A 14,134-nucleotide genomic window follows, 5' to 3' on the forward strand; every position below is an offset into this window, starting at 1 on the left:
GTGAATGGTGCGGTTGGACAATGTTACCGATAACAGTTACCCGTAACAAATTTTGCAACTTGTAGAGTGGGGGCCCGCTTTGAGCACGACTAATCATGATCACCACGTTTACGTTCTGATGGGCGTATCAGGCAGCGGTAAATCCGCTGTCGCAAGCGCCGTGGCGCATCAGCTTCATGCCGCGTTTCTGGACGGCGATTTTCTGCATCCGCGCTGCAATATTGAAAAAATGGCTTCCGGCGAGCCGTTGAATGATGATGACCGCAAACCGTGGTTACAGGCGCTGAACGACGCCGCTTTCGCGATGCAGCGTACCAATAAAATCTCGCTGATCGTCTGCTCCGCACTGAAAAAACACTATCGCGACCTGCTGCGCGAGGGAAACCCGAACCTCTCCTTTATCTACCTGAAAGGTGATTTCGACGTCATTGAAAGCCGTCTGAAAGCGCGCAAAGGTCATTTCTTCAAAACCCAAATGCTGGTGACGCAGTTTGAAACGCTGCAAGAGCCGGGTGCCGACGAACGCGATGTTCTGGTGGTGGATATCGACCAGCCGCTGGAAGGCGTCGTGGCGAGCACCATTGAGGTCATCAATAAAGGCAGTACGCTGTGAGTACATTAACACTGGTTTTAACCGCCGTCGGTTCCGTCTTACTGCTGCTGTTTTTGGTGATGAAGGCGCGTATGCACGCCTTCGTCGCGTTAATGGTCGTCTCGATGGGCGCGGGGCTTTTTTCAGGGATGCCGCTTGATAAAATCGCCGCGACCATGGAAAAAGGGATGGGCGGCACGCTGGGATTCCTGGCGATTGTGGTCGCGCTGGGGGCGATGTTCGGCAAGATTCTGCACGAGACCGGCGCGGTCGATCAGATTGCCGTCAAGATGCTGAAATCTTTCGGTCATAGCCGCGCGCATTATGCCATTGGCCTGGCCGGTCTGATTTGCGCGCTACCGCTGTTCTTTGAAGTGGCGATTGTGCTGCTGATAAGCGTGGCGTTCTCAATGGCGCGCCACACCGGAACGAACCTGGTGAAGCTGGTCATTCCGCTGTTTGCGGGCGTGGCGGCTGCCGCAGCGTTCCTGCTGCCGGGACCTGCGCCGATGCTGCTGGCATCCCAAATGCACGCTGACTTTGGCTGGATGATCCTGATTGGCCTGTGCGCAGCCATTCCGGGCATGATTATCGCCGGGCCGCTGTGGGGCAATTTCATCAGCCGTTACGTTGAACTGCATGTACCGGAAGACATTACCGAGCCGCATCTGGGCGAAGGCAAAATGCCTTCTTTCGGCTTCAGCCTGTCGCTGATCCTGCTGCCGTTGGTGCTGGTAGGGCTGAAAACGATCGCCGCGCGTTTTGTGCCGGAAGGTTCCACCGCTTACGAATGGTTTGAGTTTATCGGTCACCCCTTCACTGCGATTCTGGTCGCTTGTCTGGTAGCGATTTATGGCCTGGCGATGCGTCAGGGGATGCCGAAAGACAAAGTGATGGAAATCTGTGGCCACGCGCTGCAACCGGCGGGCATTATCCTGCTGGTGATTGGCGCAGGCGGGGTGTTCAAACAGGTACTGGTTGACTCCGGCGTCGGCCCGGCGCTGGGCGAAGCGTTAACCGGTATGGGACTGCCGATTGCCATTACCTGCTTTGTGCTGGCGGCGGCAGTGCGCATCATTCAGGGTTCCGCGACCGTGGCGTGTTTAACCGCGGTCGGTCTGGTGATGCCGGTCATAGAGCAACTGAATTTCTCCGGCGCGCAGATGGCTGCGCTCTCTATCTGTATCGCCGGCGGTTCAATTGTGGTTTCTCATGTTAACGACGCTGGCTTCTGGCTGTTCGGTAAATTTACCGGCGCGACCGAAGCGCAGACGTTAAAAACCTGGACGATGATGGAAACTATCCTCGGTACGGTCGGCGCGATTGTCGGGATGATTGCTTTCCAACTGCTGAGCTGAGTCTTGTTGCCCGGTGGCGCGGTGCTTACCGGGCCTGGAAACGGGCACATATCGACACCGTAAGCCGGGTAAGGCGTAATCGCTACCCGGTTTTTTTATTGAGGTGTGCATGGCAATCGCCCAACGACATTTTGCCTCGCCATGTTTCAGTACGCGCATAAAAGCAGGCAAATTTCTACGCTGATCCATAATTAGGATCAATAAAACAGCGACGGAAATGATTCCCTTCCTAACGCAAATTCCCTGATAATCGCCACTGGACTTTCTGCTTGCGCGGTAAGGCAGGATAAGTCGCATTACTGATGGCTTCGCTATCATTGATTAATTTCACTTGCGACTTTGGCTGCTTTTTGTATGGTGAAGGATGCGCCACAGGATACTGGCGCGCATACACAGCACATCTCTTTGCAGGAAAAAAACGCTATGAAAAATGTTGGTTTTATCGGCTGGCGCGGAATGGTCGGCTCTGTTCTCATGCAACGCATGGTAGAGGAGCGCGATTTCGACGCTATTCGCCCTGTTTTCTTTTCTACCTCCCAGTTTGGACAGGCGGCGCCCACCTTCGGCGACACCTCCACCGGCACGCTACAGGACGCTTTTGATCTGGATGCGCTAAAAGCGCTCGATATCATCGTGACCTGCCAGGGCGGCGATTATACCAACGAAATTTATCCAAAGCTGCGCGAAAGCGGATGGCAGGGTTACTGGATTGATGCGGCTTCTACGCTGCGCATGAAAGATGATGCCATTATTATTCTCGACCCGGTCAACCAGGACGTGATTACCGACGGCCTGAACAATGGCGTGAAGACCTTTGTGGGCGGTAACTGTACCGTTAGCCTGATGTTGATGTCGCTGGGCGGTCTCTTTGCCCATAATCTCGTTGACTGGGTATCCGTCGCGACCTATCAGGCCGCCTCCGGCGGCGGCGCGCGCCATATGCGCGAGCTGTTAACCCAGATGGGTCAGTTGTATGGCCATGTCGCCGATGAACTGGCGACGCCGTCTTCCGCAATTCTTGATATTGAACGCAAAGTTACGGCATTGACCCGCAGCGGCGAGCTGCCGGTTGATAACTTTGGCGTACCGCTGGCGGGAAGCCTGATCCCCTGGATCGACAAACAGCTCGATAACGGCCAGAGCCGCGAAGAGTGGAAAGGCCAGGCGGAAACCAACAAGATTCTCAATACTGCCTCTGTGATTCCGGTTGATGGTTTGTGTGTGCGCGTCGGCGCGCTGCGCTGTCACAGCCAGGCGTTCACCATCAAGCTGAAAAAAGAGGTATCCATTCCGACGGTGGAAGAACTGCTGGCGGCACATAATCCGTGGGCGAAAGTGGTGCCGAACGATCGTGATATCACTATGCGCGAATTAACCCCGGCGGCGGTGACCGGCACGTTGACTACGCCGGTTGGTCGTCTGCGTAAGCTGAACATGGGGCCAGAGTTCTTGTCGGCGTTTACCGTAGGCGACCAGTTGTTATGGGGCGCCGCCGAGCCGCTGCGTCGAATGCTGCGCCAGTTGGCGTAGTGGCTATTGCAGCGCTTATCGGGCCTGCGTGTGGTTCTGTAGGCCGGATAAGGCGCGTCAGCGCCGCCATCCGGCGGGGAAATTTGTGTTAAACCAGGGGTGCATCGTCACCCTTTTTTTGCGTAATACAGGAGTAAACGCAGATGTTTCATTTTTATCAGGAGTTAAGCAGAGCATTGGCTATTCTTTAAGGGTAGCTTAATCCCACGGGTATTAAGCCTAACCTGAAGGTAGGACGACGCAGATAGGATGCACAGTGTGCTGCGCCGTTCAGGTCAAAGAAGTGTCACTACCTGATGTTGAATTCAGTGAGATGGAGTGACGCCACAAAACAGGATGACAAACCATGTCCAGTCGTATCGATAGAGACGTGATTAATGCGCTAATTGCAGGACATTTTGCGGACCCTTTTTCCGTACTCGGAATGCACCAGACCCAAGCCGGACTAGAAGTCCGCGCCCTCTTACCTGACGCCACCGACGTATGGGTGATTGAGCCCAAAACCGGACGTAAAGTCGGCAAACTGGAATGTCTCGACGCTCGCGGTTTTTTCTGCGGCGTTTTACCCCGACGTAAAAATTTCTTTCGCTATCAGCTCGCCGTGACCTGGCACGGACAGCAGAACCTCATCGACGATCCTTACCGTTTTGGTCCATTAATACAGGAAATGGATGCCTGGCTATTGTCGGAAGGCACCCACCTGCGTCCTTATGAAACGCTGGGCGCGCACGCCGATACGATGGATGGCGTCACCGGCACCCGTTTCTCCGTCTGGGCGCCTAATGCTCGTCGCGTTTCGGTTGTCGGGCAATTCAACTATTGGGATGGGCGTCGCCACCCGATGCGTCTGCGCAAAGAGAGCGGTATTTGGGAGCTGTTTATCCCCGGCGCGCATAATGGACAACTGTATAAATTCGAGCTGCTTGATGCGAACGGTAATCTGCGCATTAAAGCCGATCCCTATGCTTTTGAGGCGCAGATGCGTCCGGAAACGGCGTCGATGATTTGCGGACTGCCGGAGAAAGTGACGCCAGGCGAAGAACGACAAAAAGCCAATCAGTTTGATGCGCCGATCTCGATTTATGAGGTGCATTTAGGTTCATGGCGCCGCCATACGGATAACAATTTCTGGCTGAGCTATCGTGAGCTGGCGGATCAGCTTGTGCCTTACGCCAAATGGATGGGCTTTACTCACCTTGAACTCTTGCCGGTCAACGAACATCCGTTTGACGGCAGTTGGGGCTACCAGCCGACCGGCCTCTACGCGCCGACCCGCCGCTTTGGTACGCGAGACGACTTCCGTTATTTCATCAATGCGGCCCATGCGGCGGGCCTTAACGTCATTCTCGACTGGGTGCCGGGCCATTTCCCGTCCGATGAATTTAGCCTCGCGGAGTTTGACGGCACCCACCTCTATGAGCACAGCGACCCGCGCGAGGGCTATCACCAGGACTGGAATACGCTGATCTACAACTATGGTCGTCGTGAAGTCAGTAATTATCTGGTGGGTAACGCCCTGTACTGGATGGAGCGTTTTGGGATTGATGCGCTGCGTGTCGATGCGGTGGCCTCTATGATCTACCGCGACTACAGCCGCAAAGAGGGCGAGTGGATACCGAACGAGTTCGGCGGTCGTGAAAACCTGGAAGCCATTGAGTTTCTGCGTAATACCAACCGCATTATTGGCGAGCAGGTGCCCGGCGCGGTCAGCATGGCGGAAGAGTCGACAGACTTCTCTGGCGTGACGCGTCCACCGGAAACGGGTGGGCTGGGGTTCTGGTACAAGTGGAATCTGGGCTGGATGCACGACACGCTGGACTACATGAAGCTGGACCCGGTGTACCGCCAGTATCATCACGACAAGCTGACCTTTGGTATGTTGTACAACCATACCGAAAACTTTGTTCTGCCGCTGTCGCACGATGAGGTGGTTCACGGCAAGAAATCCATTCTCGATCGTATGCCGGGCGATGCGTGGCAAAAATTCGCCAACCTGCGCGCCTATTATGGTTGGATGTGGGCCTTCCCCGGCAAGAAACTGCTGTTTATGGGGAATGAGTTTGCCCAGGGACGCGAGTGGAACCATGACGCCAGCCTCGACTGGCACCTGCTGGAGGGGGGCGATAACTGGCACCACGGGGTTCAGCGTCTGGTGCGCGATCTCAACCACACCTATCGCCACCATAAAGCGTTGCATGAGCTGGATTTTGATGCTTACGGCTTTGAGTGGCTGGTGGTCGATGACAATGAACGCTCGGTACTGATTTTTGTACGCCGTGATAAAGCCGGTAACGAGATCATCGTCGCCAGCAACTTTACGCCCGTTCCTCGCCACGACTACCGCTTTGGCATCAACCAGCCGGGACGCTGGCGTGAAATTCTCAATACTGATTCGATGCATTATCACGGTAGCAACACCGGCAATGGCGGCGTGGTGCACAGCGATGAGATCGAAAGCCATGGCCGTCAGCACTCTCTTAACCTGACGTTACCGCCGTTGGCGACGATCTGGCTGATGCGGGAGGGGGAATGACGCAGCTTGCGATCGGCGAAGCAACGCCGCATGGCGCAACGTATGACGGTCATGGCGTGAATTTCACGCTCTTTTCCGCCCATGCGGAGCGCGTAGAGCTGTGCGTTTTTGATTCCCGAGGGAATGAGCGTCGCTATGACCTGCCAGGACGTCGCGGCGATGTCTGGCATGGTTATCTGGCCGGCGCCAGGCCAGGTTTGCGCTATGGCTATCGCGTACATGGCCCGTGGCAGCCAGCGCAGGGGCATCGGTTTAATCCGGCGAAGTTACTGCTTGATCCTTATGCGCGCCGGGTCGAGGGCGAACTAAAAGATCATCCGCTGTTGCACGGCGGACACGATGAACCGGACTACCGCGATAACGCGGCGGTGGCGCCGAAAAGCGTGGTAATCAGCGACCATTATGACTGGGAAGATGACGCCGCGCCGCGCACGCCGTGGGGAAAAACGGTCATCTATGAAGCGCATGTCAAAGGGCTTACCTACCTGCATCCGGAGCTCCCCCAGGAGATACGCGGTACCTATAAAGCGCTCGGTCATCCGGTCATGGTGGCGTACTTCAAACAGCTTGGCATTACGGCGCTGGAACTGTTGCCGGTGGCGCAGTTTGCCAGCGAGCCGCGCCTGCAACGTATGGGGCTGACCAATTATTGGGGTTATAACCCGATGGCGATGTTCGCGCTGCATCCCGCCTGGGCCAGTTCGCCCGAGACGGCGCTGGACGAGTTTCGCGATGCGGTGAAAGCGCTGCATCGTGCGGGGATTGAGGTCATTCTGGACATCGTATTAAACCATAGCGCCGAGCTGGATCTGGACGGTCCAACCTTCTCCCTGCGCGGAATTGATAACCGTAGCTATTATTGGATAAGGGACGATGGCGATTATCACAACTGGACGGGGTGCGGCAACACGCTCAATTTAAGCCATCCCGGCGTGGTGGAATACGCGTGCGAGTGTTTGCGCTATTGGGTGGAAACCTGTCATGTCGATGGTTTTCGTTTTGATTTGGCGTCCGTCATGGGGCGCACGCCGACGTTTCGCCAGGATGCGCCGCTGTTTGCCGCGATTAAAGCGTGTCCTGTGTTATCAACGGTCAAGCTGATTGCTGAACCGTGGGATATTGGCGAGGGCGGCTATCAGGTCGGGAATTTTCCGCCACCGTTTGCCGAGTGGAACGATCATTTTCGCGATGCGGCCCGCCGATTCTGGTTGCCGCGTAACCTGACGACCGGGGAGTTTGCCTGTCGTTTCGCCGCTTCCAGCGATGTGTTTAAACGCAATGGCCGCGCGCCCGGCGCCTCTGTCAATCTGCTCACGGCGCATGACGGTTTTACGCTCCGGGACTGCGTCTGTTTCAATCAGAAACACAATGAGGCGAACGGTGAGGAAAATCGCGACGGCACCAACAGCAATTACAGCGACAATCATGGTAAAGAAGGATTAGGCGGTCCGCTTGATTTAATGGAGCGGCGGCGCGACAGCATTCATGCCCTGCTGGCGACGCTACTGCTCTCTCAGGGAACGCCGATGCTGCTGGCAGGCGATGAACACGGCCATAGCCAGCATGGCAACAATAACGCCTACTGTCAGGATAATGCCTTAACCTGGCTGGACTGGCAGCAGGCAAATCGTGGGTTAACCACGTTTACCGCCGCGCTGATTCGTTTGCGTCAGCAGATACCGGCTTTAACCGGCAATAGCTGGTGGGAAGAAGGCGATGGCAACGTGCGTTGGCTGAATAAAAACGCGCAACCCTTGAGTGCGGATGAGTGGCAAAACGGGCCTAAGCTGATGCAAATTCTGTTGTCGGACCGTTTTCTGATTGCGATAAATGCCACGCTTGAGGTGACAGATATAGTTTTACCCGAAGGGGAATGGCGCGCCGTTCCCCCATTCGCTGGAGAGGATAATCCGGTGATAACGGCGGTCTGGCAGGGACCTGCGCATGGACTGTGTGTGTTCCAGAGAGGATAAAAAAGGAGTTAATCATGGTGAGTTTAGAGAAGAACGATCGTGTAATGTTGGCGCGCCAGCTGCCATTGAAATCTGTTGCCCTAATCCTGGCCGGCGGCCGCGGCACGCGTCTAAAAGATTTAACGAACAAACGCGCCAAACCAGCCGTCCACTTTGGTGGGAAGTTCCGCATCATCGATTTCGCCTTATCTAATTGTCTGAACTCCGGGATTCGCCGTATCGGCGTGATCACTCAGTATCAGTCCCATACGCTGGTGCAGCATATTCAGCGCGGCTGGTCACTGTTTAGCGAAGAGATGAACGAATTTGTCGATCTGCTGCCAGCCCAACAGCGTATGAAGGGCGAAAACTGGTATCGCGGCACGGCAGACGCGGTGACCCAGAACCTGGATATTATTCGTCGCTATAAAGCGGAATATGTCGTCATCCTGGCAGGCGATCATATCTACAAGCAGGACTACTCGCGTATGTTGATCGATCACGTTGAAAAGGGCGCGCGTTGCACGGTGGCCTGTATGCCGGTGCCGATCAAAGAAGCGACGGCGTTCGGCGTGATGGCGGTCGATGAAAGCGACAAGATTATTGATTTTGTCGAAAAACCGGCGAATCCCCCCGCAATGCCTGGTGACGCCAGCAAATCGCTGGCCAGTATGGGCATTTACGTTTTTGACGCCGATTACCTGTATGAATTGCTGGCGGCAGACGATAAAGATGACGCTTCCAGCCACGATTTCGGTAAAGACATTATCCCCAAAATCACCCGCGAAGGTATGGCTTACGCGCATCCTTTCCCGCTCTCCTGCGTGCAGTCCGATCCACAAGCCGAACCGTACTGGCGCGATGTAGGTACGCTGGAAGCTTACTGGAAGGCGAACCTGGATTTAGCCTCGGTGACGCCGGAGCTGGATATGTATGACCAGAACTGGCCTATCCGTACGCATATGGAATCGCTACCGCCTGCGAAATTCGTGCAGGACCGCTCCGGTAGCCACGGTATGACGCTGAACTCGCTGGTCTCCGGCGGCTGCATTATCTCCGGTTCGGTGGTGGTGCAATCTGTGCTCTTCCCACGGGTGAGAATAAATTCTTTTTGTAATATTGATTCGGCAGTGTTGTTACCTGAGGTTTGGGTAGGGCGCTCCTGCCGTTTACGTCGCTGTGTTATTGACCGTGCCTGTATTATCCCGGAAGGCATGGTGATTGGTGAAAATGCGGAAGAGGACGCTCGTCGTTTCTACCGTTCAGAAGAAGGTATTGTACTGGTCACGCGTGAAATGCTGCGCAAACTGCAGGTCAAACAGGAGCGATAATGCAGGTTTTACATGTATGTTCAGAGATGTTCCCCCTGCTGAAGACTGGGGGGCTGGCGGATGTGATAGGCGCGTTGCCTGCGGCACAAATTGCGGATGGTGTTGATGTTCGCGTTCTGCTTCCAGGGTTTCCCGATATCCGTCGGGGGATACCCGACGCGCATGTGGTGAGCCGCCGCGATACTTTCGCAGGTAAGATATCGCTGCTGTTCGGGCATTATAACGGCGTGGGCATTTATCTGATCGACGCGCCGCATCTGTACGAGCGTCCAGGCAGTCCCTATCACGATACGAATTTATATGCCTATACCGATAACGTGCTGCGCTTTGCCCTGTTAGGGTGGGTCGGCTGTGAAATGGCCTGCGGACTTGATCCATTCTGGCGCCCCGACGTGGTGCACGCCCATGACTGGCACGCCGGGCTGGCGCCCGCCTATCTGGCGGCGCGCGGGCGGCCGGCGAAATCGGTCTTTACCGTACACAACCTGGCCTATCAAGGCATGTTTTATGCAAAGCATATGGATGACATCGAACTGCCGTGGTCATTCTTTAATATGCATGGGCTGGAGTTCAACGGACAACTCTCCTTTTTGAAGGCCGGTTTGTACTATGCCGACCATATAACGGCGGTGAGCCCGACCTATGCGCGTGAAATTACTGAACCGCAGTTTGCTTATGGTATGGAAGGCCTGCTGCGTCAGCGTCATCTGGAAGGGCGCTTGTCCGGCATACTGAACGGCGTGGATGAGAAGATCTGGAACCCGGAATCCGATCTGCTGCTGGCGTCGCGCTACACGCGCGATACCCTGGAAGAGAAGGCGGAAAACAAACGTCAGCTACAAATTGCGATGGGGTTGAAGGTTAACGACAAAGTGCCGCTGTTCGCCGTGGTAAGCCGTCTGACCAACCAGAAAGGTCTGGATCTGGTGCTGGAGGCGTTACCGGGGCTGCTGGAGCAGGGCGGGCAGTTGGCGCTACTCGGCGCGGGCGATCCGGTGCTTCAGGAAGGGTTCCTCGCGGCGGCGGCGGAACACCCAGGGCAGGTTGGCGTACAGATCGGCTATCACGAAGCTTTCTCGCATCGCATTATGGGCGGCGCGGACGTTATTCTGGTGCCCAGTCGTTTCGAACCGTGCGGCTTAACGCAGTTATATGGCTTAAAGTATGGCACGCTGCCTCTGGTGCGGCGTACCGGGGGGTTGGCCGATACGGTCTCCGACAGTTCGCTGGAAAATCTGGCGGACGGTATCGCCAGCGGTTTTGTCTTTGAAGACAGTAATGCCTGGTCGTTGCTACGCGCGATTCGGCGTGCTTTTGTGTTGTGGTCACGGCCTTCGCTTTGGCGGTTTGTACAACGGCAGGCGATGGCGATGGATTTTAGCTGGCAAGTTGCCGCGAAATCATACCGCGAGCTGTACTATCGCTTGAAATAGTCATCCAGGAATCATTTATATGAATGCTCCGTTTACTTATGCATCGCCCACTCTCAGCGTTGAGGCGCTTAAGCATTCTATTGCCTATAAGCTGATGTTTACGATTGGTAAAGACCCGGTCATTGCCAATAAACACGAATGGCTGAACGCCACGTTGTTCGCGGTGCGCGATCGTCTGGTGGAGCGCTGGCTGCGTTCTAATCGAGCCCAATTATCGCAGGAAACCCGGCAGGTTTATTACCTGTCGATGGAGTTTTTGATTGGTCGTACTCTCTCTAACGCGCTGCTCTCGTTGGGCATTTATGACGACGTTAAAGGCGCGCTGGAGGCCATGGGCTTAGATCTCGAAGAGCTGATCGATGAAGAGAATGACCCAGGGCTTGGCAACGGCGGCTTAGGACGGCTGGCGGCTTGCTTCCTGGACTCGCTGGCGACGCTAGGATTACCGGGCCGCGGGTACGGCATTCGCTACGATTACGGCATGTTTAAGCAGAATATTGTCGACGGGCGGCAAAAAGAGTCTCCGGATTACTGGCTGGAATATGGCAACCCGTGGGAGTTCAAGCGCCACAATACGCGCTATAAGGTGCTTTTTGGCGGGCGCATTCAGCAGGAAGGTAAAAAAGCGCGCTGGATTGAGACGGAAGAGATTCTGGCCGTCGCGTATGATCAGATCATCCCCGGTTACGACACCGACGCCACTAACACACTGCGGCTGTGGAATGCGCAGGCCAGTAGTGAAATCAACCTCGGTAAATTCAACCAGGGCGACTACTTTGCGGCGGTGGAAGATAAAAACCACTCTGAGAACGTTTCACGGGTGCTCTATCCGGACGATTCCACCTATTCCGGACGAGAGCTACGCCTGCGCCAGGAGTATTTTCTGGTCTCGGCGACGGTACAGGATATCCTGCACCGTCATTATCAACTGCATAAAACCTATGAGAATCTGGCGGATAAAATCGCCATTCACCTCAATGATACGCATCCGGTGCTGTCAATTCCTGAGCTGATGCGCCTGCTGATTGATGAACATAAATTTAGCTGGGACGACGCGTTTGAGGTGTGCTGTCAGGTCTTCTCTTATACCAACCATACGTTGATGAGCGAGGCGCTGGAGACCTGGCCTGTCGATATGCTGGGGAAAATTCTGCCCCGTCACCTGCAGATTATCTTCGAGATTAACGACTATTTCCTGAAAACGGTGCAGGAGCAATATCCCAACGATACCAGCCTGCTTGGACGCGCGTCGATTATTGATGAGTCGAACGGTCGCCGGGTACGGATGGCCTGGCTGGCGGTGGTGGTCAGCCATAAAGTCAACGGCGTTTCTGAACTCCATTCCAACCTGATGGTGCAGTCGCTGTTCGCGGATTTTGCGAAGATTTTCCCGACCCGTTTTTGTAACGTCACTAACGGCGTTACGCCGCGCCGCTGGCTGGCGCTGGCAAACCCGCCGCTTTCTGACGTGCTGGATGAGAATATTGGTCGTACCTGGCGTACCGATCTTAGCCAGCTCAGCGAGCTGAAGCAGCATTGTGATTATCCGCTGGTCAATCATGCGGTGCGTCAGGCGAAGCTGGAAAATAAAAAACGGCTGGCGGTAGTGATAGCGCAACAACTGAATGTGGTGGTGAACCCTAAAGCGTTATTCGACGTGCAGATTAAGCGTATTCACGAATACAAGCGGCAGTTGATGAATGTACTGCATGTCATTACCCGCTATAACCGCATTAAAGAAAATCCGGAGGCCGACTGGGTGCCGCGGGTGAATATTTTTGCCGGTAAGGCGGCTTCCGCCTATTACATGGCAAAACACATTATTCATCTGATCAACGACGTGGCGAAAGTGATTAACAACGATCCGCAGATTGGCGACAAGCTGAAAGTAGTGTTTATCCCGAACTACAGCGTCAGCCTGGCGCAGGTGATCATTCCCGCTGCCGACCTGTCTGAGCAGATTTCGCTGGCAGGGACAGAAGCTTCCGGCACCAGTAATATGAAATTTGCCCTGAACGGCGCGCTCACCATTGGTACGCTGGATGGCGCGAACGTAGAGATGCAGGAGCATATCGGCGAGGAGAATATCTTTATCTTCGGTAATACTGCCGAAGAGGTGGAAGCGTTGCGCAGGCAGGGTTATAAGCCTCGCGACTATTATGAAAAAGATGAAGAGCTACATCAGGTACTGACGCAGATTGGTAGCGGCGTCTTTAATCCGGAAGAGCCAGGCCGTTACCGCGATCTGGTAGATTCGCTGATTAACTTTGGCGATCACTATCAGGTGCTGGCGGACTACCGCAGCTACGTGGACTGCCAGGATAAGGTGGATGAGTTGTATCGTCGCCCGGAAGAATGGACGACGAAAGCGATGCTCAACATTGCCAATATGGGCTACTTCTCATCGGACAGAACCATCAAAGAGTATGCCGAAAATATCTGGCATATTGATCCGGTGCGGTTGTAGCGGTTTAACGCTTGAGAACGGGGCCAAACGGCCCCGTTTTTTATCGTGGTATATTCGGGGGGTATGCCGATATTCGTCTGCTGAATCTGTTAGCGGCACTTGGTCTCTGTCATGGAAAAAGGGTCGAGTACTGGTGTATAGTATTAGCAGAAAAATCCATAATTAATTGATAATAATATGAAAAAGATTACGACATCTATTCCGGCTCTCGATAAAATTATGCGCGTATTTGCTTACCTTCTGGAGTGCGATGGCGCAACGTTTACCCAGATCCATCAAAATTCAGGGATTGCGAAAAGCAGTACCTCATCTTTGCTCAACGGCATGGTGGAGCATGGGTTATTACGCCAGGAAAAAGACAAGTATTATCTGGGGCTACGCCTGTATGAATTAGGTAATAAAGCGGCGGAACAGTACGATATTAAAAAAATCGCGTTACCGATTCTTGAAGAGATTCGCGATAACACCGGCCTGACCTGCCATCTTGGCGTTCTGGAGGGCGATGCCCCTATTTACCTTCTGAAAGTCGAAAGCCCACAGGCTATTGTGATTCGAAGCTGGGAGGGCAAGCGCCTCTCATTACATAGCTCAGGGCTGGGAAAGGTGCTGATTGCATGGCTTAGCGGGGAAGAGCTGGAGGAGTTGCTGCCTCCAGATCAGATATTAACGCGTTTTACGGATACGACGATCACGGATGTGAATATCCTTAAGCAGGAGTTAGCAGGAATTCGCCGTCGCGGCTGGGGTTATGATAACGAAGAAGACTCCCTTGGCGTGCGCTGCATTGCGGTGCCGGTATTCAATACGCAGGGGAAAGTGATCGCCGCCCTGAGCGTATCCGGCGTTACGTTCCAGATCCCCGATGATAAACGCGAGTCGCTTGCTACGCTGATGATGGATGCCAGCCGTAGCCTGACGCGTCTGATGTGCTGAAATAA

10 protein-coding genes are annotated in these 14,134 nt (G+C 54.5%); 9 read left to right on the forward strand and 1 reads right to left on the reverse strand.

The window, feature by feature from the left end; translation table 11 throughout:
* Window positions 1–79 precede the first annotated feature (79 nt).
* Together gntK and gntU are read left to right on the forward strand one after the other, a co-directional pair.
* On the forward strand, window positions 80–613 hold the full coding sequence (gene gntK, locus QEN31_RS01540) for a gluconokinase (RefSeq protein WP_000108342.1): 534 nt from the start codon (window positions 80–82) through the stop codon (window positions 611–613).
* Window positions 610–1,950: a gluconate transporter gene (gene gntU, locus QEN31_RS01545; protein WP_000105958.1), complete on the forward strand. Its 1,341-nt coding sequence runs from the start codon at window positions 610–612 to the stop codon at window positions 1,948–1,950. The genes gntK and gntU overlap by 4 nt, the downstream gene beginning before the upstream one ends.
* Here the strand turns inward: gntU and QEN31_RS01550 are convergent.
* Window positions 1,867–2,247, reverse strand: coding sequence for a MarC family protein (locus tag QEN31_RS01550; RefSeq protein WP_001737361.1), 381 nt, complete (start codon window positions 2,245–2,247; stop codon window positions 1,867–1,869). The genes gntU and QEN31_RS01550 overlap by 84 nt on opposite strands.
* 126 nt (window positions 2,248–2,373) lie before the next feature.
* Here QEN31_RS01550 and asd point away from each other — a divergent pair, with 126 nt between their 5' ends.
* The 7 genes from asd (at window position 2,374) to QEN31_RS01585 (ending at window position 14,129) form a co-directional block, all read left to right on the forward strand.
* Window positions 2,374–3,480: an aspartate-semialdehyde dehydrogenase gene (gene asd / locus QEN31_RS01555; protein ID WP_000799940.1), complete on the forward strand. Its 1,107-nt coding sequence runs from the start codon at window positions 2,374–2,376 to the stop codon at window positions 3,478–3,480.
* 346 nt (window positions 3,481–3,826) lie between these two features.
* A complete protein-coding gene (gene glgB / locus QEN31_RS01560) occupies window positions 3,827–6,013 on the forward strand; it encodes a 1,4-alpha-glucan branching enzyme (RefSeq protein WP_000098543.1) in 2,187 nt (728 codons plus the stop codon).
* Window positions 6,010–7,986 carry a glycogen debranching protein GlgX gene (gene glgX / locus QEN31_RS01565; protein WP_000192491.1) on the forward strand — a complete coding sequence of 659 codons (1,977 nt, stop codon included), beginning with the start codon at window positions 6,010–6,012 and terminating at the stop codon, window positions 7,984–7,986. Before glgB ends, glgX begins: the two co-directional genes overlap by 4 nt.
* Window positions 7,987–8,000: 14 nt before the next feature.
* The gene (glgC, locus tag QEN31_RS01570; RefSeq protein ID WP_000253995.1) at window positions 8,001–9,296 is read left to right on the forward strand and encodes a glucose-1-phosphate adenylyltransferase; all 1,296 of its coding nucleotides are present in this window, start codon (window positions 8,001–8,003) and stop codon (window positions 9,294–9,296) included.
* Entirely contained in the window at window positions 9,296–10,729 is a 1,434-nt protein-coding gene (gene glgA, locus QEN31_RS01575) for a glycogen synthase GlgA (protein WP_001197669.1), read from the forward strand. Before glgC ends, glgA begins: the two co-directional genes overlap by 1 nt.
* Before the next feature lie 19 nt (window positions 10,730–10,748).
* Window positions 10,749–13,196: a glycogen phosphorylase gene (gene glgP, locus QEN31_RS01580; protein ID WP_000993428.1), complete on the forward strand. Its 2,448-nt coding sequence runs from the start codon at window positions 10,749–10,751 to the stop codon at window positions 13,194–13,196.
* Between the two features lie 177 nt (window positions 13,197–13,373).
* Window positions 13,374–14,129: an IclR family transcriptional regulator gene (locus QEN31_RS01585; protein ID WP_000724553.1), complete on the forward strand. Its 756-nt coding sequence runs from the start codon at window positions 13,374–13,376 to the stop codon at window positions 14,127–14,129.
* The last annotated feature ends 5 nt before the right edge of the window (window positions 14,130–14,134 follow it).

Origin of the sequence: Salmonella sp. SA15303, from assembly GCF_029962125.1 — a bacterium.
GTDB lineage: Bacteria > Pseudomonadota > Gammaproteobacteria > Enterobacterales > Enterobacteriaceae > Salmonella > Salmonella enterica.